This is a genomic window from Rhizobium sp. 62_C5_N11_2 (assembly GCF_051811185.1).
Taxonomy (GTDB): domain Bacteria; phylum Pseudomonadota; class Alphaproteobacteria; order Rhizobiales; family Rhizobiaceae; genus Rhizobium; species Rhizobium leguminosarum.
In genome coordinates this window covers 2,989,627-3,016,280 of record NZ_JBPWPW010000001.1, presented here as the reverse complement: position 1 = coordinate 3,016,280, position 26,654 = coordinate 2,989,627, and the positions used below count along the sequence as shown (strand labels likewise).

The following is a 26,654-nucleotide window of genomic DNA, read 5'->3' as shown; positions in this document are numbered from 1 at the left end:
CATCCAATTTGCGAAAAAACGCAAAATTTCCTTCGCTGATAGGGAATGATTAACGTTTTATATCGTCTGCAATATAAGTTCCGAGCAGATTTTCCCAAAAATGCAACGTGAACGCGTCTCTCGCGGCAAATGAATTTTTTTTCCGATGCGTGACTCACCCATATTTGGACGCGTGTTCACGCGGCTGGCAAGCGCCGGCGGGTCAGTCCCGGCACGAGTTCGACTACAAGCATAGCGATAAACATTAGCGCGCAACCTGCATAGCCTGTTACCGGCATCGTCTCGCCGAGCAGCAGGGCAGCGAGTGAGGCGCCAAAGAGTGCTTCGGAAGAAAGGAAGATCGCGGCCTGCGAGGGCGTCGTGTAGCGCTGGCCGATCACCTGCAGGACGAAAGCGACGCCCGAGGAGAAGATACCGACATAAAGGATCTCCGGCGCCGCGGCCCAGATCGCCGAAAGGCTGACCGGTTCGACAGCTACGGCAACGGCCAGCCCACAGACTGCAGTGACGGCGAATTGCACCGCGGAGAGCGCGAGCGGCCTTCCGGTCTCCGAAACGGTCGTGCCGGCAAGGGTGATCTGGATCGCCCAGAAGACGGCGCAGACGACGGTCAGCAGATCACCTGGGGTCAGTGCCGAGAGATGGCCGCCGGACAGAAGATAGATGCCGGTGACCGCCATCAGCGCGCCCGGCCAGATGACCCAATGCGGGGCACGGCGCAGGAAGAACACGGCGATCAGCGGCACGAAGACCACATAGAGGCCGGTGATGAAGCTGGAATTCGTCACCGTCGTCGTCTGCAGGCCGACCTGTTGCGTGGCCGCGCCGCCGAAAAGGGCAAGGCCGATCAGGATATAGAGCTTCGCATGGCGTGCGCTGGTCTTCTCCTTTGCCTTGCGCGCTTCGAAAAGGACGAAGGGCAGCACGGCCAGCGTGGCGACGGCAAAACGCAGGCCGATGAACCAGAAAGGGCCGATCGCCTTCATCGCCGTCGACTGCGCGACGAAGCCGCCGCCCCAGATGGCGGCTGCAAGCAATAGGAGGAGGTTCGCCTGAACGCGCGTCATGTCGTCCTCGATGGGGAAGGGAGATGTGCGCAAGCGGTTAGCAGTTGCGTTTCCTTTCGGCAAGGGTGAAGACTTCGTGCCGGTTGACGGAGGTGAAGGCATGCGAGGCGAAGAACGGAAGCCGGCCGGCGACGTGGCCGCGCCGAGGGCGGCAGGCTATTCCGGCACGCCGCTCGTCAGGAAACTCGGCCTTGCACAGGGGCAGTCAGCCGCTCTTCTCGGCATTCCCGAAACGATCGGCGACATCAATGGTTTCGACGGTTTTGCCTCGGTCGTTCGGGCGCTTCCGGAGACGCCCGCACGCGTATTCGACTATGTGCATCTCTTTACGACCGAACGGGCCGTGCTAGAGCGGACCGCGCCTGCGCTCCTGCCTGTTCTGGTGCCGAATGGCATGGTCTGGATCTCCTGGCCTAAGAAGAGCTCGAGGGTGCCGACTGATATCACCGAGGACGTGCTGCGGGAGGTTCTGCTTCCGATGGGCCTCGTCGACATCAAGGTCTGCGCCGTCGACGAAATCTGGTCCGGGTTGAAATTCGTCATCCGCAAGGAACTGCGCGGCGCGTTGTGACGTCTCAGCCGTTGCGGGCCTGCGCTCTGGAGATCCTGAGCAGCGCGCCGTTGTCCTCGTCCGTCACCATCAGCAGGGCGCCGTCGGGTGCGACGACGACGTCGCGGATGCGGCCGTATTCGCCCTCGAACAGACGTTCTTCGGTGACGAAGGCGCCGCCGTCGTCGCGCTGCATGCGCGAGAGCAGTTGGAACTTCAGCGCCGCGACGATGAAATTGCCGTCCCATTCCGGGAACATGGCGCCGCGATAGACGACGAGCGCGCCGGGTGCGATCGAAGGATCCCAATAGTGCAGCGGCTGTTCCAGCCCTTCCTTGGCCGTGCCTTCGCCGATCTCGGCACCCGAATAATCGCGGCCATAGGTGATAATAGGCCAGCCATAATTCTTGCCGGCCTCGGGCTGGTTGATCTCGTCGCCGCCGCGCGCGCCGTGCTCGACGGTATAGAGCTTGCCGTCCTTGGCGTCGAAGGTGATGCCCTGCGGGTTGCGGTGGCCTTTCGACCAGATTTCCGGCAGCGCCTTGCCGCCGTCTTTGAACGGATTGTCGGCAGGGATGCTGCCGTCGGCATTGATATGGATGATCGAGCCGGCATCGTCCTGCCAATCTTGCGAGCGGTCGCGGTCGCCGCGGTCGCCGACGCTGATGAACAGCGAACCGTCACGGGCAATCGCGATGCGCGAGCCGTACTGGATATTGCCTGACGTGAAGCGCTGCATGGTGAAAACAGGCGTCACGGCGTGAAGCGTCTTTTCGTCATTTGAAAGCGTGGCGCTGAAGGCTTCGGTGCCGGAGCCCCGGCTGTTGGCGATGGCGGCGGTGAAATAGAGCTTGCGGCTCGTCGCAAAGTCCGGTGCGAGCGCCACGTCCATCAGGCCACCCTGGCCACGGGCGCTGACCTTAGGCACGCCGCCGATCGGGTCGGAGAGCTTGCCGTCGCGGACGATGCGCATGCGGCCCGGCCGCTCGGTGACGAGATAGGCGCCGTCGGGCATGACCTCGACCGCCCAGGGATGTTGGAGGCCGTCGGCGAGCTTGTCTACACGGACCGCGAGATCCTGCGTGTTGATGGTGTCGGCCGCATCCGCCGACACGGTGCCGAACAGAACCAGCGCTGCGGCGAAATGGAAGGCGGACATTCTCTTCATCGTGCATCCCCGTCGTCTCTCAGGCTGAACGTGGAGCGGGCAGGGGAGGGCTTCAACCCTCATTCGACCTGCAATAACGGCTTTGTGTTTACCGGTTGAACTGATCCCGTTGTCCAGATTCAAAAGAGGTAGAGCGTCCTTTGTGCGTCCAAGAGGACGCACGGCGCTCTAGCCATCGACCAATTCCGCCTCGAGGATGTAGCGCAACGGCCCGCGTTCCGTCGCGTCGAAGGGCCAGCAGGTGGTCAGCACCAGGCGGCGGCCATCGGAGGTGGAATCGATGCCGCTTGCATCCCACGGGGCGATGCGGCCCTCGCCGGCCTTGAAGGTCAACAGTTTGCCGTCGCGGCGCGTGACTTCAATCGTATCGCCGGGCCTTATATATTGCAGCCAGCGGAAATGCGTGTCGCGATGGGCAGCAATCACGGAGGTGCCTTCCTCTCCGGGCTGTGGCGTGTTGACGAGCCAGGCCGGACCGAAGGCGAGAGCTTCGCCGGAGGCGCCGGAGAGCACGATCGCCTCCTTGCCGAGGCGCGGGGCGCGTACCTTGGCCTCCGTGGTGAAATCCGCCCAGGGCCAGGGTTTTGTTTCTTCGCCCCGCAATTCGGCGGCGAAGGCGCGTTTCAGCAGAACCTGGGAAAGCTCCGCCTTCGCCTTCAGCAGGAAGCCGTCGCCGATCAGCGCCAAGCCATAGAGGGCAAGGCCGGCGATGGCAAAGGCGATTGCTTTTTCGATCGAGGAAAGACGCCAGAGGAAGAAACCCTTCTTCTGGCGCATCTTCGGTCGGTCATAGGCCGTGGCGGCGGCCATGGCGAGTTCCAGATAGGTCGGAAGCGGCTCGAATTCGGCCACTTCCTCATTCTGGCTTGCAGAGAGCCTAGAGACCATTTCGTTTGGCTCCGACGGCAATAATGCCCTTGAGGCGCCGCCGCCAGACGGCCAGCCCGCTTGCCGCCATCAGCGCGAGGAGCAACATGGTCAGCCCCCGGATGATCTGCTCGTCGGCGCGCGTCGCCGTCTGCGGCAGGTTCACGGTCGTGCTTTTTTGCGCGATCATGGTGGCGGCCTTGGCGGTCGGGGCTGCAGCCATCATGTTTGCGATCTCAGGCGATGCGATGAGTTTCTGTGTTTCGGCCTCAGCCTGCTCCGGTCCGGCGCTTCCCGTAGGCGTAGCCGAGCCATGGCGCTCTGCGTCGTCACGAGGGACAGGGTTTTCGCCGAGGACCTTATCAAAGTCCCAACCTTCCGGCAGGTTGAGCGGCAGCTTGGTCGAGCCGAGCGGCTGATCGACCGGGCGAGACGGGGTGACGTCGACGGCAACCAGGCTGGTGACGCGGGAGACGAGGTGATGGGCGAGCGCGACGGTCTCGATATCCTTGTCGAGCGCGGCCGGATCCTGACGTTCATAGGCGCGCGCCTCGAAATCGTCGATCTTGCGCCGCGCCCAGAGCTTGGAAATGCCGTTGCCGTTGGCGGCATTGGCGATATTCATCTCGACGCGCCAGGGCTGCTCGCCTGTCTTGCCGAAGATCTGCAGCTTGCCGGCGGGCTTATCGTCAGGCAGTCGCGCGGTCAGCACGACAGGCTCGCCGCTATAGAGGTCCGGCATCGGGTTTGGCGTGATATCCTCGGCAGCGATGCCTTCGAAGGTTGCGGCGATATCGGTCATGGCTGGGTTCTGCAGCTTGGCGAAAAGCTCGCCCATGCGGCTCGCCACCTGATCGGTCGAGCCGATCGCCGTAAAGGTGCCGCGGCCGACTTCGGCGGCCTTGGTCATGAAATAGGTGTTCGGCGCCGAGCCGATGCCGACGGTGAAGACGCGGGCATCGCCGCGGTTTGCGGTGATCTCCTGGAAAAGCTGCTGTTCGTTGCCGATCGCGCCATCCGTCAGGAACACGACCTGGCGCAGCGCTCCGGTTGCGACCGGTCCCTGGTTACGCAGCGCAGCCTGCAAGGCAGGTAGCATTTCCGTGCCGCCGTCGGCAGTCAGGCCTCTGACATAGGCAATCGCCTTTTCGCGATTGTCAGGGGTGGCAGTGACGAGACCCTTGAAATAATCGGTCATCGTATCGTCGAAACGGATGACGTTGAAGCGGTCGTCGGCGTTCAGCTTGGAGATCGCAAGCGCCAGGCTCTGCCTTGCTTGCTCGATCGACGGGCCGGACATGGAGCCGGAATTGTCGATGACGAAGACCACCTCGCGTTTCGCCGGCGGCGCTGCCGTATCGGGGGCAGTGGGCGGGGTGACGAAGGCGAGCAGATAGGTCTTACCATCAATCACTTCGCGGAAGAGGCCGGCACTCGGCATCTTGCCGGGGGCGGCCTTCCAGGTGAGCTCGAAATCCTTGTCGGCGGGAACGGAGTCCGCCTTCAGGCTGATCGTTCTCGCCTGGTCGCCGTCCTGGCTGATATCGACCGCGTGGAAGGAGGATTTGACGTCGCCGAGCGGGAAACCGGCCTTGAGATCGACGGTCAGCGAAACCGGATTGATCCTGGCGTTCTCACGCGGGTCAAGCACGGTGGCTTCGATCTTGTCGCGGTTTTCCACCGGGTCGCGCGGTGTGGCAAAACCGGCGCCGTTGTTGAACTCGACGGTCTGGACGATCGGCGCCGGATTGTAGCGCGGGGCGACGACCATCGGGACGCGCAGCGAGAACTCGCCGCCCGATTGGTGGATCATCTGCTGATACTCGATCTGGACGACGATGGTTTCGCCGGGACCGATATTGGCGACCTGGTTGGTGAAGATGTTCGGCCGCTGCTGTTCGAGCAACGCCGTCTTCTTGCCCTCGGCCTTGGCCTGCTCGTAGATCTCGCGGGCTTCCTGGCGCGGCTTGATCTGGCCTTCGATGAAGCGTTCGCCGATCTGCATTTTCAGGGTGTCGACGGCGGAATTATCCGGCAGCGGAAAGACGTAGGTGCCCTCGACCCAACCCTGGCTCGGATTCTGGAAGCGTTGCGTCACCTTCACCCTGGCGATCGGGCCGGAGACATCGATGGCGACATCACTCTTCAGCCGCGGCGCTTCGACATAGAAGCCCGGCTCCTTCGACGGAAAGAGCAGCGAGCCGCTGCGGACGTCGTTCGGCCGGACAAGTGCTGCGAGCTCAGCGGATGCCTGCGGCGTCTCGGCCGCGCGGGCGGCGGAGGCAAGTCCCAGCACCGCGGTGATGCAGGCCGCAAAGATAGTGAATGCAACAAGGACTGAAACGGAAATTCGGCGCGCGCGAATGCGCCCTATGGCAAACTCATCTTCCAGAAACATTGGCATACCCTCAATAACCAATTTCGGATGCCGGATGATGCGGCTTCGATCTCGGCGCGCTCGCGACCGAATTGCGGCGCGGCGCGGCATTTGTTGCGGCTTATTCGTGGCGATGGCCAAATTCGGCGATGCCACTGATTTCAGGGAATAAATCCGGATGACGTCAGAGATTGATTCAAGATCTGCGCATGGCGTTTCGACCAGGTGACGCAAGCCTCTCCCAAGGGCGCGGCATGCCGGGCTGATGGTGCGGCGAACCGATCAATAAGAATCATGCCACCATGACGCCTTTCCGCTTGAAATGCCGCCATACATTGGACATAGAGCTAACCGCAGAACTCCGGTCCCGGCTTTCTGCCCGTTTCAACCATTAGGACCGTTATCATGGCTTTCCTTGCCGATGCTCTTTCCCGTGTGAAGCCTTCAGCCACCATCGCCGTCTCCCAGAAAGCGCGCGAGCTGAAAGCAAAAGGACGTGACGTCATTGGCCTCGGCGCCGGTGAGCCGGATTTCGATACGCCCGATAATATCAAGAAGGCGGCCATCGACGCGATCAACCGCGGCGAAACGAAGTACACGCCGGTTTCCGGTATCCCGGAATTGCGCAAGGCGATCGCCGCCAAGTTCAAGCGCGAGAACGGCCTCGACTATTCCTGGGAGCAGACCATCGTCGGCACCGGCGGCAAGCAGATCCTTTTCAACGCCTTCATGGCAACGCTGAACCCCGGCGACGAAGTCGTCATTCCGGCGCCTTACTGGGTTTCCTATCCTGAGATGGTGGCACTGTGCGGCGGCACGCCGGTTTTCGTTTCTGCCACCCAGGAGCATAACTTCAAGCTTCAGGCGGCCGATCTCGAAAAGGCGATCACGCCGAAGACCAAGTGGTTCATCTTCAACTCGCCGTCCAACCCGACGGGGGCCGCCTATACGCATGACGAGCTGAAGGCGCTGACGGATGTGCTGATGAAGAATCCGCAGGTCTGGGTGCTGACCGACGACATGTACGAGCACCTGACCTATGGCGACTTCAAGTTCGTTACGCCTGTGGAAGTCGAGCCGCAGCTTTACGACCGCACGCTGACGATGAACGGCGTCTCCAAGGCCTATGCGATGACCGGCTGGCGTATCGGCTATGCGGCCGGCCCAATCCAGCTCATCAAGGCCATGGACATGATCCAGGGTCAGCAGACCTCGGGTGCGACGTCGATCGCCCAGTGGGCGGCTGTCGAAGCGCTGAACGGCACGCAGGACTTCATCCCCGAGAACAAGAAGATCTTCGAAGGCCGCCGCGATCTCGTCGTTTCGATGCTGAATCAGGCCAAGGGTATTGTCTGCCCGGTGCCGGAGGGCGCCTTCTATGTCTATCCCTCGTGCAAGGGTCTGATTGGCAAGACCGCGCCCTCCGGCAAGGTCATCGAGACGGACGAGGATTTCGTCTCTGAACTTCTGGAATCGGAAGGCGTTGCCGTTGTTCACGGTTCGGCCTTCGGCCTCGGCCCGAACTTCCGTATCTCCTATGCGACTTCGGAAGAGCAGCTCGAGGAAGCCTGCCGCCGCATCCAGCGCTTCTGCGGCGCCTGCAAGTAAGCGGGTTTTCAAAAACACCGATCGAAGGCCTGCCGGCGACGGCGGGCCTTTTTGTTTGCGGCGACGTTGGGCTGGCGCTGCGATTATCGCTCACATCCCGATTCAACATGCTGCGGAGTTGATTCCGCTTTGCCTCTCAAGTCGTTGAAATCCGATTCAAAACGTGACGGCAGAGTGACGGTCCGGCGGGTGATCTGCGGTTGCGGGTTGCCATCAAACCAACTAGATATCCGGCATCAAGTTTAAGTGCCGCTTCGGGAGGCCGGGATTTTGCAGCAGAGTGCCGTGATCGTCTGTTCGGATGTCAACATGCTGCCTGCCGCCTGCTGCACCCTGCTTTCCGTCAAGCGCAATCTCTCAGGTCCTGCCGTGGAGTTCCTGCTTCTCGGCATCGACCTCAAGCCGAACGAGATCGCCGAGGTGGGAAATTTCGCGCGGCTGCATGACATGGCGATCAGGGTGCTGCCCTACAATACGCCGGATACGGCGCTGCAGGCGCGGGGCCGCTGGTCGGGCGCGACATTGGCGCGACTCTACATGGATCTGCATATACCCGATCATATCGAGCGCCTGCTCTATCTCGACGCCGATGTGCTGGCGGTTTCGCCGGTCGACGAACTCTTCACGAGAAATTTTCAAGGCAAAGCGCTGGCTGCGGTCGACGATTATGTCATGGCCTTTCCTGAAAAGGCCGGTGCCCGGCAGCGGAAGATCGGCATGCGCGAGGGCGGCCGCTATTTCAATGCCGGCGTGCTGCTGTTCGACTGGTCGGCCTGCCGGGAGAGGGAGCTTTTTGCGAGGACACGGGAGATCTTCGAGGAGCGGTCGCATCTTTTCGAGAATAACGACCAGGATGCGCTGAATGTCATCTTCGACGGCGACTGGCTGGTGCTCGGTCCGCGCTGGAACACGCAGACGGGCCTGCTGCCCTTCGTCGACCGGCCGGCGATCCTTCATTTCACCGGCCGGAAAAAGCCGTGGCAGGCCACCGTGCCCTGGGTGCACCGGCGGATGGCCAAGCACTATATCGAGGATCTCAGCAACACACCGTGGGCCTCTTTCTGCGGGCAGCCGTCAATGGCGGGTCGAGTTGCGGGTTTCTTCTCGCATTTGGGAAAGCGCATCGGCGGGCTGACGCGGCTGGCACGAACGCGCGCCTATTTCAGCAACAGCTAGTAAGGCGGGCAGAGCGCATCGTCCTTGGAAAGTGCATGTGAGCCGGTATGGAAGCAATCCCCAGTGATACGCAGAGTGCCGCCGCCGCAGATGGCGGCTTCAACGTCCTGATGCCGGAGGCGTGGAAGGCGTTGCTGTCCCCCTATTCCCACGTCGTGCTGGTGGCAAACAGCGAGGCGGTCGATTTCGGACGGCTGCGAAGCGAATTGCCGGAGACAGCGCTCTACGTGTTCTTCAACAATGTTTATAAGGTGCTCGACGAACCCTTCGCCGGCCATGCGGTGCTGATTGCCCGCAGCGGCGTGATGGGCGCCAATATCGTTCACCGGCGCGAGGTGGTGGATGTCCTGCGTTTCTTTGCCGGCGACGATTTTCTGGGCGTCGTCAACATTCGCGTCTCCCCGGAGGAGAACTTCAGTGACGCGAGCGGCTTCAAGGGCGCCAGAACCCGCCATCTCGATCTGACGCAAGTGCTCGGCGACCTCTATCCGACAGGCAAAATCGCGACGAGCGGCTTTGCGATGGCGCTTTGGCTTGCCGAGTTGCAACTGCCGGGCAAGATCCTGCTCGCCGGCTTTTCGGCCAAGAGGAGCGAGAAGTGGAAGGTCTTCGACGTGCACGACTGGACGTTCGAGCAGATCTTCCTGCGTCTCTTTGCCAGGATGGGCACGATCTCGATGATGGGCGGCGTGGACGCCGGCCCCTATGCGGCACTCGCCAAACGCTTCCCACAGGTGCCGCCGATCGAGATCGCGATGACTGCGGCTGAAGTTCTGTCGGAACGGCTCCACAATGCGAACGGCCAGATCGACAGGCTGATGTCCGTCACCAAATCGATCCGCGCCATTGAGGGTTTCTTCCGGCGCTTCAAGCCGAAAACCCGCAAGCAGCGTTTCCTCGAAAAGTCGAAGGAATGACTGTCGAAAGCCCTCCCCAAAGGCGAGGCTGTCGAGAAAGCTGTCTTTGAGCTAACGTTCCGCGCGCGGATGGCTGCTCTCCATTCCCCTGTCGGGGAGAAGGGGAGCCCTCAAAGTCCCAGCGCCGTCAGCATGACGAAGGTGGCGAAGAGGATGAAATGCGTCATGCCCTCGATGGCGTTGGTCTCGCCGTCGTTGAGGTTGATCGCGGCGGCAATCAGCGTGATCGCCACCATCACCGTCTGCACCGGGGTCATCGCCATGATGAAGGGCTGGCCAGTATAGAGCGCGATCGCCTCCATGACGGGCACCGTCAGGATGACCGTCGACAGCGAGGCGCCCATGGCGATGTTGACCGTCGCCTGCATGCGGTTCCTGAGTGCCGCCCTTAATGCGGTCAGGATCTCGGGGGCCGCCGAAATCGCTGCGACGACGACGGCGGTCACGGCGATCGGCGCGCCGCTGTCGCGCAGGCCTTCGGTCATGAAGGCCGCCATGAACTCCGCCAGCAGGCCGATGATGACGACGCCGACGAGAATGGTGGCGATCGAGATTGCAGTCGACTCGTCGGCGCCATGCTCGTCCGGAGTTTCTTTCTTCCGTTCGGAGCGCGGGTAGCTGTAGCTGAAGAAATAGCTGTGCTGGCCAACCTGCATGCGCAGGAAGAGGCCGTAGAGCGCGATCATCGCGACGATGGTGAAGGCGGAATAATAGTGCCATTTGTCGCTCGGCACGAATTCCGGCACGATCATCGAGATGCCCATGGCGGTGAGGATCATCACGCCGTAGGTCTTGCCGGAATTGTCGTTATAGGGCTGTTCACCGTGCTTGAGGCCGCCGAGCAGGGCGGCAAGGCCGAGAATGCCGTTGATATCGAGCATCAGGGCCGAGTAGATCGTGTCGCGCACCAGCGTCGGCGAACTCTCGCCGCCCATCATGATGGCGAGGATGATGACTTCGACGGCAACAGCCGAGAGCGTCAGGATCATCGTGCCATAGGGATCACCGACCTTGACGGCGAGCAGTTCGGCATGATGGGCGACGCGGATCGAGGCGAGCACGATGGTGCCGACCAGGACGACGGCTGCGATCAGCGCGACCCCGCGCCCCATCCCAATCACGGCGTGTTCCAAGAGATAGGCGATCGCTGCAACGACAAGTGCGGCGACCAGAAACTTTTCTTCTTTAAAGCGTGACGCGATCCTCAAGCCTCACCTCCTGTCCAGATTCACGCATTTTTATCTAAGTCGCTGATTTCGCCTATCAAGCGAGCTCCGGTCGAGTGCCATTTGCAGTCTTCGGCGTTTAATGGAATACTGAACGTCATCGGGGCCGGAAAGCAGATCGCGGCGTCCTCGAATTCTCGTCAAGCGGCCGCGATGATCCGGATCCTGTCCGGAAGCGTGCGAATGCGCAACAAGAAGATGAGGAGACGGATGCATGATCAAGGTGGTCTACGAAGTCGTGCCACATGACGGCGGCTGGGCCTACAGGCTGGGAGGTGTCTATTCCGAGGCATTCCCGACCCATGCCGAGGCGCTCGAAGCTGCGCGCATCGTCGCGGCCGAACAGCAGGTCGGCGGCGATTCCGCCGAGATCAGTTGGCAGGACGAGAACGGCAAATGGCATGAGGAATATGCCGAGGGCGGCGACCGGCCGGAAACCGAAGTGGTGGACGGTCTGTGGAAGGACCGTACGGCCGAGGCCTCGCAAGGCATTTGAAGCTAAGCATCGCCCGTCAATGCCCGCGCGACGATCGCATCGACGAATTCGCGCTTATGCGCAGTGTAGCGGTCGCCGTCCATCCTGAATTCGGCTGCCAGCCTGCGTTTGAGCGCGGTATAATCGGCCGCCGCTTGCGGATGCGCGATGAGATAATCCCGGAAAGCCAGCCTGTTTCGATGCGTGCCGTTGCCGGAAGGGCAAAGGTAGACCCGTTCCGCCGGCACTGAACCTCTCGATAGAAAAGCCCAAACCTCGTCGTCATAGCGGTTGCCGCGTGGCTCGTAGCCTTCTACCAGGAGCACGCGTGTGGCGCCCTCGATATGCCCGAGGTCGGGAAGAACAATGTCGATATCGATAAGCGGCTTGGCTGTCATGCCCGGTATGGACGTGCTGCCGATGTGATCGATGGAGAGCGCCTGCGGCAGCAAGGTCAGCAGCCTGTTGCGGATGCGCTGGAAGGCTTGCGGCCATTGCGGATCGTGAGGCACGAGTTCAACCGGGCTGTGCGTTATCATTTTCATCCCGCTGTGGTGCTCGACGCGTTAAGGAGGCTCTATCGCTTCGAAATTTGCGCATGATTCTTTGCGAAAATCGATTCTGATTTTCGCGATTATGCGCTGGTCGAATATCGGTGATAGTCCTGAAGTCCCTTGACCAATACATCAAAGGTAGCGCGGCAGCGCGGCGAAGACTTCAGGCTCTCATGCATCGCCACCCACGTGCCGAGCGGAATGCTGAAGGCATCAGGCAGGATGTGAACAAAGTCTGGATTTTCACGCGCGAGCCCTGTCTGGCAGATGCCGATGCCAACGCCTGCACGGATCGCCGAAAGTTGGGCAAGGTTACTGTCGGAGCGGAAGGAGAACTCGATGCCAGGCACCGCATAACGTTTCATCACCATGCGGACATAGGCCGTCTGCCGGTCGAAGCCGATGAGCCGGTGGTTTGCGAGGTCAGCCAGGGTCTGCGGAATGCCGTATCGTTCGAGATAGCGGCGATGGGCGTGAAAGCCGAGCGGGATATCGCCGATTCGGCGCACGACGAGTGCGTCCTGCTGCGGTTCGGCCATGCGCACGGCAATATCGGCTTCGCGGTTCACCAGGTCCTCGATCGTATCGGAAGCCGAGAGCTCGATTTGAAGTTCCGGATAAGTCTCCTGCAGCGGTCCGAGAATCGCAGGCAGTACTTCGACGGCGATGACCTCGCTGGCGCTGACCCTGACCGTTCCCGTCACGCAATCGCGCTGGCCGGATGCTGTGCGCAAAAGGGCGGCGGTGGTTGCCGCCAGCGTTTCGGCATAGGGCTTGAGCGCCAGTGCGGCGTCGGTCGGCAGCAGGCCGTTCGGTGAGCGGGTGAAGAGTTCGGCGCCGATCGCCAGTTCCAGGGCGTCGACATGGCGGCCTATGGTCGGTTGAGTCAGCCCCAGTTCGCGGGCGGCGGCTGACAGCGACCCTTGCTGGAGCACGGTCAGGAAACTGCGGTAGAAATCCCAGCTTGGTTCGACGCTCATATATTTTTGTATAGCAGATGCATTTATTTCGTCAATTTCGTTTATTCCCTTCTGGGGGCATGATCCTCTCATCCGATCGAAGGAGATGATTGTCATGAGCAGCAAAATGAAGACGACGGCCCTCATTCTCGGCGCCACAGGCGGTATCGGCGGCGCGGTTGCCCGCAAGCTGCTTGCGCGCGGCTGGCGCATCCGGGCGCTGAACCGTGACGCCGCCAAAGCGTCGAGGAACGAGCCGGCTTTCGAATGGGTGCAGGGCGATGCGATGAATGCCGGCGACGTCCTGAGGGCGGCTGAAGGCGTCGGCCTGATCGTCCATGCTGTCAATCCGCCCGGTTATCGCGACTGGGAAACGCTGGTGCTGCCGATGCTCGACAATACCATCGCCGCTGCTCGCGTAGTCGGCGTGCGCGTCGTGCTGCCGGGCAACGTCTATAATTTTGGTCCCGATGCCCAGCCGGCGCCGACGGAAGAAAGCCCACAGAATCCGGTGACGAAGAAGGGGGCGATCCGCGTCGAAATGGAGAAGCGGCTGAAGGCGGCGTCGCAGTCCGGCGCCGGCGCCATCATCGTCAGGGGAGGGGATTTCTTCGGTCCAGGCACGACGGCCAATAGCTGGTTTTCGTCCGGCCTCGTGACCCCAGGCAAGCCGGTCGGCACGATCAGGAACCCGGCACGGCGTGGCATCGGCCATCAATGGGCCTACCTGCCCGACATGGCAGAAACCATTGCCCAACTCGTCGAGCGGGCCGATCGACTGCCGCCTTTCGCCGTCTATCACATGGAGGGCTTCTGGGATGCGGACGGCATGCAGATGGCCGAAGCGATCAAGCGCGTCGTCGGCGGTAGGGCGAAGATCGGCAACTTCCCTTGGTGGATCGTGCCGCTGACCGCTCCTTTCGTTCCCGTGATGCGGGAGATCAAGGAGATGCGCTATCTCTGGAAGGTGCCGGTGCGGATGCGGAATACCAGGCTTACGGCCGAACTCGGCAAGGAGCCGCAGACGCCGATCGACGAGGCGGTCAGGGCTTCGCTCGTGGCGCTTGGCTGCCTGCCCGAACCGCACCGTCAAGCCGCGGCCGCCCTTATCGGGCACCCGTCGCAGAACGCGGGTTAGCTCTCGAGTTCGGCCAGCGCGATCCGGGCGACCGTCAGGGCTGTCTCTGCCTGCTGAATATTCGGATCGCCGAGGAACCAGGCGGCGGAAAGACCGGAATAGGCGGCGATCCATCGCAGCAGCCGCTTCGGCTCCAGTTTCGCCTCTGCTGAGACGATGGCGAGCTGGCGGCGGAAACGGGCGGGATCGGTGATCGTTGGCAGTTCCTCGTTGGCGAAGATATTGGCGAAATCGAAGCCGCGTTCGCCATGGAGCCGCTTCGGATCGATTGCCAGCCAGCCGCGTGCCTCGAAATCGAGGATATTGTCGTGGTGGATGTCGCCGTGGAGGATGGTGACTTCACGCTGATCGGCAAGGAGGGTGTTGGCGATCGCCGAGCAATCGGTAAGCGTGCCGCCATGCTTGCCTGCTGCCGGCTCCAGATCGCGGAACCAGCGGGTGAGGGGTATGGGATCGGGAAGCGGTTTTTCGCGCGGCGCATGCAGCCGTGCCGCTGTCCGGCAGAGGATGCGGCTTGCCTCGTCGTCCTCGCCGTTCATCGCCATGGCAAGCAATGAGCGTTTTCCCGTCGCCCTTTCCAGCAGCACGGCGTCGCCCTCATGGGCGTAGACATAGGCTGCGCCGTCGCCGTCCCACCATTGCATCAATAGCGCGCCATAACGTTCGTCGATATCGGCCGCCACTTTCAGCATGGCTGGCCTGCCCTGCCAGCGGACCGGCAGCAGGCGGCTGGAATGGGTGATGATGGGTTCACCGTCTGATATCAGCGACCAGCGATCAAGATGGGGACTAAACATGGTGCAACTTACTGAGAGGTCGTGAAAATGGGAATCCCGCCTTTCGGCGGGATTCCCATTCGCGTGTGAAAGGTTCAGGCGACTTTTTCGAGGACGGGATAGTCAATATAGCCCTTGCCGGTGCCGCCGTAAAAGGTCGACTGGTCGGGCGTGTTGAGCGGCAGATTGTGTACCAGGCGCTCGACGAGATCGGGATTGGCAATGAAAGGCTTGCCGAAGGCGACGAGATCGGCGCGGCCGCTTGCGACGGCGTCGATCGCCAGATCGCGATCATAGCCATTGTTGACCATCCAGTCGGCCTTGCCGCCAGCCTTTTCGTAAGTCTGGCGCAGTCCCTTGTAATCGAAGGCGGGATTGTCGCCCTGCTTATAGTCCCGTTCGCCGCCGGTCTGGCCTTCGATGACATGGATATAGGCCAGGTCGTGTTTGGCCAGTCCCTCGACGACATGGGTGAAGGTCGCCTGCGGGTTGGAATCGTAGCTTTCGCCGGACGGCGTCACCGGTGAGATGCGGATCGCCGTGCGGCCGGCGCCGATTTCCTTCACCACGGCATCGACGACTTCGAAAGTCAGGCGGGTGCGGTTTTCGATCGAGCCGCCATATGCATCAGTACGGTCATTGACGCCGTCGCGGATGAACTGGTCGAGCAGGTAACCGTTGGCGCCGTGGATCTCGACACCGTCAAAGCCGGCGTCGATCGCCGCCCGTGCGGCCTTGCGGTAATCCTCGATGATGCCGGGGATTTCGGCGGTTTCGAGCGCGCGTGGTTCGGAGGTGTCGGCAAAGCTGCCGGTGCCGTCGGCATTGACCAGATAGGTCTTGGCCTTGGCGACACGATTGGTCGATGAAACCGGCTTGCCGTCGTTCGGCTGCAATGTCGTGTGCGAGATGCGGCCGACATGCCACATCTGGACGACGATCTTGCCGCCTGATGCATGGACCGCGTCGGTGACGCGCTTCCAGCCGTCGAGAGCCTCTTTGGTGTAGAGACCAGGCACGTTGGCATAACCCTGGCCCTGATGGGTGATCGCGGTTGCTTCGGTGATGATCAGGCCTGATGTGGCGCGCTGGCGGTAATATTCGACGTTGAGGTCGTTGGGAATTGCGCCCGGCGATCGGTTGCGGGTGAGTGGCGCCATGACGATGCGGTTCTTGACTGATATGTCGCCGACTTTCGTGGGTTCGAAAAGCTTGGCCATGATGGTCCTTTCTTTTGCGGGAGGATCACTCGGCAGGGGCGAGGGCGGCCCGGCCCCTGGCGGAGAGATAGGTGAGTGCCGTCGCGCCGAGGCCTATCAGGGCCATCAAGGCTGCGGCGAGCGGAACGCGGGTGAGATCGAAACCGGCGTCGATGACCACGCCGCCCACCCAAGCGCCGAGCGCATTGCCGGTGTTGAAGGCGCCGATGTTGATCGTCGAGACGAGATTCGGAGCGTCTTTGCCGAAGCCGACGACGCCGACCTGAAGCGCCGGCACGGCGGCAAAGCTTGCCATCGCCCAGAGGAAGAGGGTGATTTCAGCCGGGATGAAGAAGCGACTCGTATAGCTGAAGGCGATCGAGGTCGTGGCGATCGCGGCGAAGACGCCGGCAAGCGTCGCGCCGAGCCGCCAGTCGGCAAGCTTGCCGCCGACGAGGTTGCCGATGGTCAGTCCAAGGCCGATCAGAAACAGCGTCCAGGTGACGCCTTCCGGCGAAACGCCGGTGACGTCGCGCAGCAGCGGCGCAATATAGGTGAAGAGAGCGAACATAGAGGCGGCGAAGAAGACGGTGGTGGAGAGTGCCAGCCACAGGCGGCCATTCCTGAGGGCTGCGATCTCACGCAGGATGCTGCCGTTCTTTTGCTGCTTATCCCTGGGCAGGATGGCGATCAGGCCTGATATGGTGACGATACCGATGACGGTGACAACGCCGAAGGTGGCGCGCCAGCCATAGGCCTGGCCGATCGCGGTGCCGAGCGGCACGCCAAGAACATTGGCAAGTGTCAGGCCGGTGAACATCAGCGCGACGGCGCGGGCCTTGCGATCCTCGGCGACGAGGCCGGCGGCAACCACCGAGCCGATGCCGAAGAAGGCGCCATGGCAGAGTGCCGTAACGACTCGGGCGATCATCAGCACCCAATAATCGCTCGCCAGAGCGCAAAGCAGGTTGCCGGCGATGAAGAATGCCATCAGCGCAATCAGGGCGGTACGGCGCTTCAGCTTCGCAGTCGAAACGGCCATCACAGGGGCGCCGATCGCGACCGCCAGGGCATAACCGGTGACCAGCCACCCGGCCTGCGGGATGCTGACCGAGAGATCGGCAGCCACCTCCGGCAACAGACCCATGATGACGAATTCGGTGGTGCCTATCGCAAACGAGCTCAAGGCGAGGACGAGGAGGGCGAGGGGCATTCTAAAGATCCTGCGTCAGTTGCTTGAGGAAGGCGGCGATCGTTTCTTCGTTGCGCTTGTAAAAGATCCACTGGCCGACGCGTTTGGTGGTGACGAGGTCGGCGCGATGCAGCGTGCCGAGATGGGCCGAAACGGTCGACTGCGACAGGCCGCAGCGCTCGAACTGGCTGGCGCAGACGCCCATTTCGAAAGGATGCTCCTGCGAGGGGAAGTGTTCCTCGGGGTTTTTCAGCCAGCTCAGAATGTCCATCCGGGTGGGATGGGCGAGGGCCTTGATAATTTCGTCTTTGTCCATCGTCATTCGCCGAACTATAAATCGTGTTTAATCGATATAATGATCGGCAGGTTTCGATATGCAAATCACGGAGGCGTGAGGCCGTGGTTTTTAGTGAGTGCGCAAATTTTGGGCAAAAAAAGAGGGCCACCGGAAAACCAGGGCCCTTGTAATTGTGAAGGTCAAAAACCTCCAGAGGGGAACAGCTAATGCGGTGGTACTGGGAGAGAAACCACAAGATGCATCAGCTCAGAGAGATATGGTGCTTCCTTGAGCAGGTTTCAATGCTTTTTTGTGCATGTCTGCTATGCGCCGCACAATTTTTTTGCGGTGCGGCATTTATCGAGGAAGTAAGGGCAAAAAAAGAGGGCCACTGGAAAACCAGGGCCCTTATAAGTGTGAAGGTCAAAAACCTCCAGAGGGGAACAGCTAATGCGGTGGAACTGGGAGGAAAAGCCACCATGTGCATCAGCTATGTGCGATATGGTGGTTTATTGGGCAAACGGCAACCCTCATTTGTGCATGCCAGTCATGCACGTTCTGCATAGTCGACGATTCATCAATAAAACCGGGCTCAAAAGTTCCAGTTTCTGGCCTTGCTGACGATAAAATCGCGGAAGGCTTTCAGCTTGGCGGCGTTCTTGATCTCGTCTGGATAGCAGAAATAGGTGTCGAAGGAGGGGACGTCGGCATTGATCGCCAGCTGAATCAGGCCGGGGTCGCGACCGACGATGTAATCCGGCAGGCAGGCGACGCCGATTCCGAGCAGGGCGGCGCGCTTGATCGAGGTCTGGCTGTTGATCTGCAGATGCGGGATGCGCTTGTTGTCGGAGGAGCGGCCGGCGACCTCAAGCCAATTGACGTCGAGCAGGTAACTCGGCGCCGGCTCACCGAAGGTGATGATGCGGTGATTGTCGAGATCCTCGACCTTCTGCGGCTCGCCGTGGCGGTTGATGTAGGACGGGGCCGCATAGACGTGCATGTGCACGGTGAAGAGCTTGCGCTGGATGAGGTCGGATTGCTGCGGCTGGCGCAGGCGGATCGCGCAGTCGGCATGACGCATGTTCACATCCACTTCCTCGTTGTCGAGGATCAGCTGGATCTGCACATCGGGATAAAGCTGCAGGAACTCCTGGATCTTGTCGGTCAGCCAGCCCTGGCCGAGACCGACCGTCGTCGTGACGCGCAGCTTGCCGGATGGCGTCTCGGTCGTCTCGGTGAGCTGCATCTTCACGGTTTCGAGCTTCAGCAGCACGTCATGGGCGGTGCGGTAAAGCAGTTCGCCCTGTTCCGTCAGAATCAGGCCGCGTGCATGGCGGTGAAACAGCTTGGTGCCGACATCCTGCTCCAGCGCGCTGACCTGGCGACTGATGGCGGATTGGGACAGATGCAGTTTATCCGCCGCATGCGTGAACGAACCCGCCTCGGCAGCTGCGTGAAAAATACGCAGCTTGTCCCAATCCAATGGCATTCCCCCACCCCTCATGCCGATCTTACTCCGCGGCCACGGCGACGGGCATGTGGCCCGTCAGATATCGCTCGGCTTCAAGTGCAGCCATGCACCCCAGGCCGGCGGCAGTGATCGCCTGGCGGAACGTATCATCCGTCACGTCGCCCGCGGCATAGACCCCGTCCAGGCTGGTCGCGGTCGAATCCGGCGCGGTCCAGAGATAGCCATTGTCCTTCAGCTTCAGCTTTTCCTTGAAGAGTTCGGTTGCCGGCGCATGGCCGATCGCGACGAAGACGCCATCGATCACCATGTCGGTGATCGTGCCGGTTCTGACGTCACGCAGGCGCGCGCCGGATACGGATTGCGGCATTGGCGGCTTGGCCGGTGTGCCTGTTATTTCGGCCACTTCGGTATTCCACAGCACCTTGACATTCTCCTTGGAGAACAGGCGTTCCTGCAGGATCTTCTCGGCTCGGAAGAAGTCGCGCCGGTGCACTAATGTAACCGACTTGGCGATGTTGGAGAGATAGAGCGCCTCCTCGACGGCGCTGTTGCCGCCGCCAACCACGATCACGTCCTTGTTGCGATAGAAGAAACCGTCGCACGTGGCGCAAGCCGAAACGCCGAAGCCCTGGAAATGCTGCTCGCTCTCGATGCCGAGCCATTTGGCCTTGGCACCGGTGGCAATGATCAGCGTATCGGCGGTCCAGACCTGGCCGCTGTCGGTGCGGGCGACGAACGGACGCTGATTCATGTCGACTTCGGTCACGAGGTCGTTGACGATTTCGGCGCCGACATGTTTTGCCTGCTGCAGCATTTGTTCCATCAGCCAGGGACCCTGGATCGGATCGGCAAAGCCCGGATAGTTCTCGACATCAGTGGTGATCATCAGCTGTCCGCCCTGTTCGAGACCGGCGATCAAAACCGGTTTCAGCATGGCGCGCGCGGCATAGACCGCGGCAGTATAGCCTGCGGGTCCGGAACCGATGATGAGCACCTTGGTGTGGCGGGCGGGCATGTCATTTCCTTTCGACTGGCAGGAGGGCGGCGGCTAAGTGGCGATTGCGGCCGTTTCGCGGTCCATGCGCCATTTATGAACGTCCAATGCTTTTATTCAAGGGCAGCCTTGCGTTACCAACAAGGCAAATCGCCCAGATGTGCAAGAATCCGTCATCGGCGTGAAACTTTCTTGCGTATTCCGCGGCTTTATATAGAAGCTCCCCGCGGAGAATTAAAGAAAGGCAATGATGTGGGGCGTGCGGAACTCGACGTCATCGATATAAAGATCCTCCGGGAACTGCAGGCCGATGGCCGCATGACCAATGTGGAGCTCGCCGATCGCGTCGGCATCTCGGCGCCGCCTTGCCTGCGCCGTGTGCGCAAGCTCGAGGAAGCCGGCATCATCGAGGGCTACCACGCGATGCTGAACAGCCCGAAGCTCGGCTTCGACCTCGTCGCTTTCTGCATGGTCGGCCTCAAGCACCAGTCGGAAGGCAATCTCAAGGCCTTCGCCGCTGCCACCGCCGAATGGCCGCTGGTGCGCCAGGCCTGGATGGTCTCGGGCGACAGCGATTTCCTGCTGCATTGCGTGGCGGAGAACCTCACCCGCTTTCAGGATTTCGTCATCGAGGTGCTGACGGCGAACGAACATGTCGATACCGTGCGCACCATGCTGACGATCCGGCAGGTGAAGAAGCTGGGACTGGTCGAAGTCTAAAACGACCTTGGCAGGTTAATCGTCGTCACGGATTACTTGCGCGAGCTATAGCCGCCCCGGTTGATGCCGTGGCGCTGAAGTTTGTCATAAAACGTCTTTCTCGGAATGCCGAGCGCCTCGATGGTGCGGCGCACGTCGCCGTCATTGGCTGACAGCGTGTCGCGGATGATCTCCGCCTCGTAGCGTTCCAGCCGTTCGGGGAGCGTCGCACCCGTCGGCTGAGGAGGGACCGCTGCCGCTCCGCCGCCTTCCACGCCAAGCACCACGCGTTCGGCATAATGCGAGAGCTCGCGGACATTGCCTGGCCATGTGTGCGAGGCCAGATGTCGCCGTACATTAGGTGAAAGCGGCGGGACATCGCGACGGAAGCGCTCCGCGGCGCGAGCGGCGAAGTGGGAAAACAGAAGCGGAATATCGTCCCGCCGTTCTCTCAGCGGCGGAATGGAGATCGTCACGACATTCAGCCTGTAATAGAGATCCTCGCGAAAATCGCCGCGAACCGCGGGATCCCCGAGGTCGATCTTGGCAGCCGCGACGACGCGAAGATTGACGGGGCGCACCTCATTGGTGCCGAGCGGCGTGATTTCGCGCATCTCCAGCACCCTCAGCATCTTGACCTGCGTAGCGGCCGGCATGCTTTCGATCTCGTCGAGGAACAGCGTGCCGCCGCTTGCATGTTCGATGCGGCCCGTGCGGCGCTTCTGGGCGCCGGTAAAGGCGCCGGCCTCGTGGCCGAACAGCTCGCTTTCGATGACGGTTTCGGGCAGGGCGCCGCAGTTCAGCGCCACAAAATTGCCCTTCCGGCGGTGGCTCCATTGATGCAGGATCTGGGCGACCACTTCCTTACCGCTGCCCGTTTCGCCGGCGACGAGCACATCCACATCGGTATCGGCGATGTGGCGAAGAATGTTTCTGAGGTTTTCCATCACAGGCGTCTGGCCGATCAGCGGCAAATTCTCCTGCGCATCTTCGGCTGCTTTGCGCAGCATGCGGTTCTCCAGAACAAGCCGACGCTTTTCGCTTGCGCGACGCACGCTCTGCACGAGCCGATCGGCTGCGAAGGGCTTGGCGATGAAATCATAGGCGCCGTCCTGGATCGCCTGAACGGCCATGGGAATATCGCCGTGGCCGGTCATCAGGATCACCGGCAGGTCGACGTCCATCCCTTGCAGCGTGGCGAAGAACTGCAGTCCGTCGATCTCGGGCATGCGGATATCGGTGACGACGGGGCCGGCAAAGTCCGCCGGCAGGTCCGCCAGCGCGGCTTTCGCACCGTCGTAGGCGGAAACGGAAAATCCGGCGAGTTCGAGCGTCTGCGCGGTGGCACGGCGCAGATCCTTGTCGTCGTCGATCAGCGCAACGGGCATCAGTGTGTCCATGACCTCAAGCCTTCCTCAGCTGAACGATGAACCGGGTACCACCGCTGTCGCTTGCAACGTCCATCCGGCCGCCGTAGTCGCCGACGATATCCTTGGAGATGACGAGGCCAAGGCCGAGACCGCTTTCCTTCGAGGTATTGAACGGCGTGAACAAGCCTTTACGGATTTCCGGGGGAATGCCGGGGCCGTTGTCGGCGACTGTCACCGTTACCATCCCCGCGTCAGTTGATGTTCTGATCTCGACGCGACCCTCTCCGGCCTTCGGCGCCACCGCCTCCAGGGCGTTCTGAAGCAGGTTGATGAGGACCTGCTCGAGACGAATCCGGTTTCCCATCACCTGCAGTTCGTCGGGCGGCAGGTCGATGTCGAGCGTGTCCATGCGGCCGGCAAACCGGCTGCGCAACAGCATCACCGCGCCCTCGATGACGTCCTTCAATCCTGTTGGTTCGGCGCTGCCGCGGCCCTTGCGGGCAAAGGTCTTCAGCTCCTCGGTGATCGAACCTATGCGCTCCGTCAGCGCCGCAATGCTTTCGAGATTTTCGCCGGCAGGCGCAGTCTGGCCGCGATCGAGGAAGGTGCGGGCGTTATCCGCATAGGCACGGATGGTCGCCACCGGCTGGTTGATCTCATGAGCGACGCCGGCGGCCACCTGGCCCAGGATGGCCAGCCGATTGGCCTGCACCAGATCCTGCTGCACCGCCTGCAGCTTTTGCTCGGTGCTCTTGTGGCCGATGATTTCAGCCTGCAGCCGGTCCCGCGCCTGGCTGAGATCCAGCGTCCGCTCGACTACCCGCCGTTCCAGTTCCTCTCGTGCTTGCTGTTCGCTCGAGATCCGCAGGGCGATCGTATGGCGGCGGCGCAAGAGGAAGGCTGCTCCGGCCAGCAGTGGCAAGAGTATGAGCAATGCCAGCATGCGGGCTTCGCGAATCCCCGCATCGACGGACGGCCCCAGCGCCACCAGATGCTGCAAATGCCATCCGGTCGCCGGCACCGACGTTGCGACATCGAGAAACCTGGTTTTCCCGGCATCGCCGGGCATGACGATCTCGACGACATCGAGCCCTTCGCCGAGGTTTCGGACCATGTCGAGGGGCAGGGGTTGAAGTGGCGCAGCGCCGAATTGGAGGCTTTCGCGGATCGCTGTCAGCCGGTCTTCGGCGATCCGGCCGATCGTCATGAACCGCCATGATGGAAGACTGGTGATGAGGACAATGCCACGCTCGTCAACGACGTAGGACGGGGTGCCGGAGGCGTTCCAATCCGCCTCGACGTCGTCGAATTCGACCTTGACCACGACGACACCCAGCAAGCCATTGCTGCCCGAAATCCGCTGCGAGATATAAAGACCCGGTTTCTTGCTGACCGTGCCGAGCGCGAAGTGCTCGGCCTGTCCTCGTTCGACCGCCCCCTGAAAATACTCCCGGAAGCGGTAGTCATTGCCGACGAAGCTCGTCGGCTCGCGCCAGTTGCTGGCCGAAACCGCGATGCCGTCCTTGTCGATGACATAGATGACGGCGGCCTTCGTGCCCGCCGCCAGCATTTCCAGCTTCTGACTGAGCCGCTCGAACGTGCCGGCATCGTTTCCCACCAGCGCCGCGGCGAGCGCGGTGTCCTGCGACAGCACGAAGGGAAGCGCCCGGTATTTTTCGAGGACCGTGCGCAGCAACGCCGCATTCAGCGTCACATCCATGCGGGCCTGCTCCTCGAGGGCAGCCTCCGCCCGGTGCTGGCCGATCTCGCCGCTGGTCCAAAGGCTTGCGACGACGGCGAGGAAGGCGAGCGCGGCATAGGCCCACCACATCCGGCGGATGCGGTGTTGCAGGGGCAGGGAAGGCCACAATTTCTGCGACACGGACATGGCGGATTTGTGCATTGTTCTGCACGAAACGCAAATGGATTTGTGCGGATTTCCGCATTGATTAATGAGTTGTCAGCAGTCTCGTAAATTTTTCATTAATAAATTCAATCGGTTGGTTGGCGGCTTAAAACTGGCACGGCGATTGCGAAGGAGGTGGCAACAACGGCTGAGCTGTTGGACTTGAAGCGAACGGCTCGGGAGGCCGGAGTTCGTTCCGGACGAGCCACTAGGAGGACATCATGATCGCAGCACCACTCGATGCAGTCGCAGGCAGCAAGGGCAAGAAGCCCTTTTATAGCCATCTTTACGTTCAGGTTCTCGTGGCCATCGCTGCGGGTATCCTTCTCGGTCATTTCTATCCCGAACTCGGCACCCAGCTGAAGCCGCTCGGCGATGCCTTCATCAAGCTCGTCAAGATGATCATTGCGCCGGTGATCTTTCTGACGGTTGCGACCGGCATTGCCGGCATGAGCGACCTGCAGAAGGTCGGCCGCGTCGCCGGCAAGGCGATGCTGTACTTCCTGACCTTCTCGACATTGGCGCTCATCATCGGCCTGATCGTCGCCAATGTCGTCCAGCCAGGCGCCGGCATGAACATCGATCCGGCCTCGCTGGATCCGGCCGCCGTCGCCACCTTTGCCGCCAAGGCGCATGAGCAGAGCATCGTCGGCTTCCTCACCAACATCATCCCGACGACGATTGTCGGCGCCTTTGCCGATGGCGATATTCTGCAGGTTCTGTTCTTCTCGGTGCTCTTCGGCATCGCGCTCGCCATGGTCGGCGAAAAGGGCGAGCAGGTCGTCAACTTCCTCAATTCCCTGACGGCTCCCGTGTTCAAGCTCGTCGCCATCCTCATGAAGGCTGCCCCGATCGGCGCCTTCGGCGCCATGGCATTCACCATCGGCAAGTACGGCGTCGGATCGATCGCCAACCTTGCCATGCTGATCGGCACTTTCTACATCACGTCTCTGCTCTTCGTCTTCATCGTTCTCGGTGCTGTTGCCCGCTACAACGGCTTCTCGATCGTGGCGCTGCTGCGCTACATCAAGGAAGAACTGCTGCTGGTCCTCGGCACCTCGTCTTCGGAAGCCGCACTTCCGGGGCTGATGAACAAGATGGAAAAGGCCGGTTGCAAGCGCTCGGTCGTCGGCCTCGTCATCCCGACCGGCTATTCCTTCAATCTTGACGGCACCAACATCTACATGACGCTGGCAGCGCTGTTCATTGCTCAGGCAACCGGCATCCATCTCTCCTGGGGTGACCAGATCCTGCTGCTGCTGGTGGCGATGCTGAGCTCGAAGGGTGCCGCAGGCATCACCGGCGCCGGCTTCATCACACTTGCCGCAACGCTCTCCGTCGTCCCATCCGTGCCGGTCGCTGGCATGGCACTCATTCTCGGCATCGACCGCTTCATGTCGGAATGCCGGGCGCTGACCAACCTCGTCGGCAATGCGGTGGCGACGATCGTCGTGGCACGTTGGGAAAACGAGCTGGATACGGTGCAACTCGCCGCAGCACTGGGCGGCCAGACCGGAGAGGATACTTCGGCTGCCGGGCTGCAGCCGGCCGAATAGTCAGCCGCTATCCCCTTATCCTTAGAAACCCTGCAGCGGCCCGTCATCCAACGGGCCGTTTCTCTTTTCGGCTTCAGCTGCGATTGTCGCCGAGAAGACTGTTATAAACGGCGCCGATCGCACTTGCTTCCTTCTCCAGCGCGAAATTCGCCCTGACATGCCGCAGCGCATTCTCGCCATGCGCGAGCGCCAGAACGGGATCTGCGATATAGGGCGCGATTGCCCGCGTCAGCGCCTCGCCATCGCCGGCGGCGACGACCGAACCTGTCTCGCCCGTGACGATGAGCTCGGCATAGGCGCCCGCATCCGATGCCACCACCGCGGTTCGCGAGGCCATGGCTTCGAGCGGCGTCAGGCCGAAGCCCTCGTTGCGGGAGGGGGCGACATAAAGCGTCAGGCGGCGATACCAGATCTTGATGTCAGGCACTTCGCCGAGAAAGAGGATACGGTCGCTCAGTCCGGCGGCGGCGACGTCCGCCTTGAGTTTGTCTGCGAATGCCACGTGCTCCGCCGTCACGCGGCCGGAGACGACTGCCGTCCACTCAGTATGCTGCGGCAGGAGTTCGATCATCGCCGTCACGAAAAGATCAGTGCCTTTCTGATGGCGCACACGGCCGAAGCAGCCGACGAGATGGCGGCCGGGCAGGCCGGTGGCGGCGATGCCGTCCTCTGCGGTTTCCGGCGGATGGAACAGAGCAAGGTCGACGCCGTGCTGGATGACCGTGTGCGGCACCTCGAGGAACGAGCCGGAACGGTCGCTGGTCGCGATAACGGCGTCCATGCGACGGATCAGCCATTTCGTATAGGCGGTGTGGCGGCGTTGCGCGGCCGAGGTGAAGAGAAGCTTCAGCGGCATGCGCGTGAGATGGCGAAGCAGGATGCCGACGGCCATCTCGTTGTTGCGGCGAGCGTGCCAGACACGCCGGCGCGGGCGCGCCGGCGGGCGCCAAAGGCCGAGGAGCTGCCGCCACTTCAGTTTCGGCAGGTCCTCCGGCAGGCCGGGGCCGAGTGTCGCGATCTTGATGCCGAGCCGGATCTGGCACGGGATGAGCTGGACGATCGTCGACGTGACGCCGGAGAGCCGGCGCTTGAAATTGGGCGCAATGATCTCGACGTCACGGATATCAGGCAA

Annotated in this window: 24 protein-coding genes; 8 read left to right on the top strand and 16 right to left on the bottom strand. The window is 61.6% G+C overall.

The window, feature by feature from the left end; genetic code table 11:
* Positions 1 to 176: 176 nt before the first annotated feature.
* Positions 177 to 1,067: a DMT family transporter gene (locus tag AB8B31_RS15150; protein WP_130652832.1), complete on the bottom strand. Its 891-nt coding sequence runs from the start codon at positions 1,065 to 1,067 to the stop codon at positions 177 to 179.
* A gap of 100 nt (positions 1,068 to 1,167) precedes the next feature.
* Between AB8B31_RS15150 and AB8B31_RS15145 the strand changes: the two genes are divergently transcribed.
* Positions 1,168 to 1,638 carry a hypothetical protein gene (locus AB8B31_RS15145; protein ID WP_026230701.1) on the top strand — a complete coding sequence of 157 codons (471 nt, stop codon included), beginning with the start codon at positions 1,168 to 1,170 and terminating at the stop codon, positions 1,636 to 1,638.
* A gap of 4 nt (positions 1,639 to 1,642) precedes the next feature.
* Here the strand turns inward: AB8B31_RS15145 and AB8B31_RS15140 are convergent, their stop codons facing one another.
* The 3 genes from AB8B31_RS15140 to AB8B31_RS15130 all read right to left on the bottom strand — a co-directional run bounded on the left by AB8B31_RS15140 (position 1,643) and on the right by AB8B31_RS15130 (position 6,050).
* Complete coding sequence (locus AB8B31_RS15140; RefSeq protein WP_130652831.1) at positions 1,643 to 2,785, bottom strand: PQQ-dependent sugar dehydrogenase; 1,143 nt, start codon at positions 2,783 to 2,785, stop codon at positions 1,643 to 1,645.
* A 168-nt stretch (positions 2,786 to 2,953) separates the two neighbouring features.
* Positions 2,954 to 3,673, bottom strand: coding sequence for a class GN sortase (locus tag AB8B31_RS15135; protein WP_130652830.1), 720 nt, complete (start codon positions 3,671 to 3,673; stop codon positions 2,954 to 2,956).
* Positions 3,663 to 6,050, bottom strand: a complete 2,388-nt coding sequence (locus AB8B31_RS15130) for a marine proteobacterial sortase target protein (protein WP_130652829.1) — start codon at positions 6,048 to 6,050, stop codon at positions 3,663 to 3,665. Before AB8B31_RS15130 ends, AB8B31_RS15135 begins: the two co-directional genes overlap by 11 nt.
* 384 nt (positions 6,051 to 6,434) lie before the next feature.
* On the opposite strand from AB8B31_RS15130, the gene AB8B31_RS15125 reads away from it, so the two are divergent.
* From AB8B31_RS15125 to AB8B31_RS15115, 3 genes are all read left to right on the top strand, one after another.
* The gene (locus AB8B31_RS15125; protein ID WP_018243012.1) at positions 6,435 to 7,637 is read left to right on the top strand and encodes a pyridoxal phosphate-dependent aminotransferase; all 1,203 of its coding nucleotides are present in this window, start codon (positions 6,435 to 6,437) and stop codon (positions 7,635 to 7,637) included.
* A 270-nt stretch (positions 7,638 to 7,907) separates the two neighbouring features.
* Positions 7,908 to 8,813 carry a glycosyltransferase family 8 protein gene (locus AB8B31_RS15120; protein ID WP_130652828.1) on the top strand — a complete coding sequence of 302 codons (906 nt, stop codon included), beginning with the start codon at positions 7,908 to 7,910 and terminating at the stop codon, positions 8,811 to 8,813.
* A gap of 47 nt (positions 8,814 to 8,860) precedes the next feature.
* Positions 8,861 to 9,730, top strand: a complete 870-nt coding sequence (locus AB8B31_RS15115; protein WP_130652827.1) for a 3-deoxy-manno-octulosonate cytidylyltransferase — start codon at positions 8,861 to 8,863, stop codon at positions 9,728 to 9,730.
* A gap of 110 nt (positions 9,731 to 9,840) precedes the next feature.
* Here the strand turns inward: AB8B31_RS15115 and AB8B31_RS15110 are convergent, their stop codons facing one another.
* Positions 9,841 to 10,938 (bottom strand): calcium:proton antiporter, encoded by a 1,098-nt coding sequence (locus AB8B31_RS15110; protein ID WP_130652826.1) that lies wholly within the window; start codon positions 10,936 to 10,938, stop codon positions 9,841 to 9,843.
* Positions 10,939 to 11,170: 232 nt separating this feature from the next.
* On the opposite strand from AB8B31_RS15110, the gene AB8B31_RS15105 reads away from it, so the two are divergent.
* The gene (locus tag AB8B31_RS15105) at positions 11,171 to 11,452 is read left to right on the top strand and encodes a DUF2188 domain-containing protein (RefSeq protein WP_017965291.1); all 282 of its coding nucleotides are present in this window, start codon (positions 11,171 to 11,173) and stop codon (positions 11,450 to 11,452) included.
* A gap of 2 nt (positions 11,453 to 11,454) precedes the next feature.
* Here the strand turns inward: AB8B31_RS15105 and AB8B31_RS15100 are convergent, their stop codons facing one another.
* Positions 11,455 to 11,970, bottom strand: coding sequence for a GrpB family protein (locus tag AB8B31_RS15100; RefSeq protein WP_130652825.1), 516 nt, complete (start codon positions 11,968 to 11,970; stop codon positions 11,455 to 11,457).
* Positions 11,971 to 12,065: 95 nt separating this feature from the next.
* A complete protein-coding gene (locus AB8B31_RS15095) occupies positions 12,066 to 12,965 on the bottom strand; it encodes a LysR family transcriptional regulator (protein WP_131702174.1) in 900 nt (299 codons plus the stop codon).
* A 94-nt stretch (positions 12,966 to 13,059) separates the two neighbouring features.
* Between AB8B31_RS15095 and AB8B31_RS15090 the strand changes: the two genes are divergently transcribed.
* Positions 13,060 to 14,082 carry an NAD(P)H-binding protein gene (locus AB8B31_RS15090; RefSeq protein ID WP_130652824.1) on the top strand — a complete coding sequence of 341 codons (1,023 nt, stop codon included), beginning with the start codon at positions 13,060 to 13,062 and terminating at the stop codon, positions 14,080 to 14,082.
* On the opposite strand, the gene AB8B31_RS15085 is transcribed toward AB8B31_RS15090, so the two are convergent.
* The 6 genes from AB8B31_RS15085 to trxB all read right to left on the bottom strand — a co-directional run bounded on the left by AB8B31_RS15085 (position 14,079) and on the right by trxB (position 20,012).
* Positions 14,079 to 14,879, bottom strand: a complete 801-nt coding sequence (locus AB8B31_RS15085) for an aminoglycoside phosphotransferase family protein (protein WP_018243005.1) — start codon at positions 14,877 to 14,879, stop codon at positions 14,079 to 14,081. The two genes, AB8B31_RS15090 and AB8B31_RS15085, sit on opposite strands and share 4 nt — an antisense overlap.
* Before the next feature lie 74 nt (positions 14,880 to 14,953).
* Complete coding sequence (locus tag AB8B31_RS15080; protein WP_018243004.1) at positions 14,954 to 16,078, bottom strand: alkene reductase; 1,125 nt, start codon at positions 16,076 to 16,078, stop codon at positions 14,954 to 14,956.
* Between the two features lie 25 nt (positions 16,079 to 16,103).
* Entirely contained in the window at positions 16,104 to 17,270 is a 1,167-nt protein-coding gene (locus tag AB8B31_RS15075; RefSeq protein WP_130652823.1) for an MFS transporter, read from the bottom strand.
* A gap of 1 nt (position 17,271) precedes the next feature.
* Complete coding sequence (locus AB8B31_RS15070) at positions 17,272 to 17,565, bottom strand: ArsR/SmtB family transcription factor (protein ID WP_018484589.1); 294 nt, start codon at positions 17,563 to 17,565, stop codon at positions 17,272 to 17,274.
* 553 nt (positions 17,566 to 18,118) lie between these two features.
* Positions 18,119 to 19,015, bottom strand: coding sequence for a LysR family transcriptional regulator VtlR (locus AB8B31_RS15065; protein ID WP_018446649.1), 897 nt, complete (start codon positions 19,013 to 19,015; stop codon positions 18,119 to 18,121).
* Positions 19,016 to 19,037: 22 nt separating this feature from the next.
* Positions 19,038 to 20,012 (bottom strand): thioredoxin-disulfide reductase, encoded by a 975-nt coding sequence (gene trxB, locus AB8B31_RS15060; protein WP_130652821.1) that lies wholly within the window; start codon positions 20,010 to 20,012, stop codon positions 19,038 to 19,040.
* Between the two features lie 231 nt (positions 20,013 to 20,243).
* Between trxB and AB8B31_RS15055 the strand changes: the two genes are divergently transcribed.
* Entirely contained in the window at positions 20,244 to 20,711 is a 468-nt protein-coding gene (locus tag AB8B31_RS15055; protein ID WP_003541645.1) for an Lrp/AsnC family transcriptional regulator, read from the top strand.
* 32 nt (positions 20,712 to 20,743) lie between these two features.
* Here the strand turns inward: AB8B31_RS15055 and AB8B31_RS15050 are convergent, their stop codons facing one another.
* Positions 20,744 to 22,090, bottom strand: a complete 1,347-nt coding sequence (locus AB8B31_RS15050; RefSeq protein ID WP_439007463.1) for a sigma-54-dependent transcriptional regulator — start codon at positions 22,088 to 22,090, stop codon at positions 20,744 to 20,746.
* A gap of 4 nt (positions 22,091 to 22,094) precedes the next feature.
* On the bottom strand, positions 22,095 to 23,963 hold the full coding sequence (locus AB8B31_RS15045; protein ID WP_130652819.1) for an ATP-binding protein: 1,869 nt from the start codon (positions 23,961 to 23,963) through the stop codon (positions 22,095 to 22,097).
* A gap of 224 nt (positions 23,964 to 24,187) precedes the next feature.
* On the opposite strand from AB8B31_RS15045, the gene AB8B31_RS15040 reads away from it, so the two are divergent.
* Complete coding sequence (locus AB8B31_RS15040) at positions 24,188 to 25,522, top strand: dicarboxylate/amino acid:cation symporter (RefSeq protein ID WP_018242998.1); 1,335 nt, start codon at positions 24,188 to 24,190, stop codon at positions 25,520 to 25,522.
* Between the two features lie 73 nt (positions 25,523 to 25,595).
* On the opposite strand, the gene AB8B31_RS15035 is transcribed toward AB8B31_RS15040, so the two are convergent.
* On the bottom strand, positions 25,596 to 26,654 hold the full coding sequence (locus AB8B31_RS15035) for a glycosyltransferase family 4 protein (RefSeq protein WP_130652818.1): 1,059 nt from the start codon (positions 26,652 to 26,654) through the stop codon (positions 25,596 to 25,598).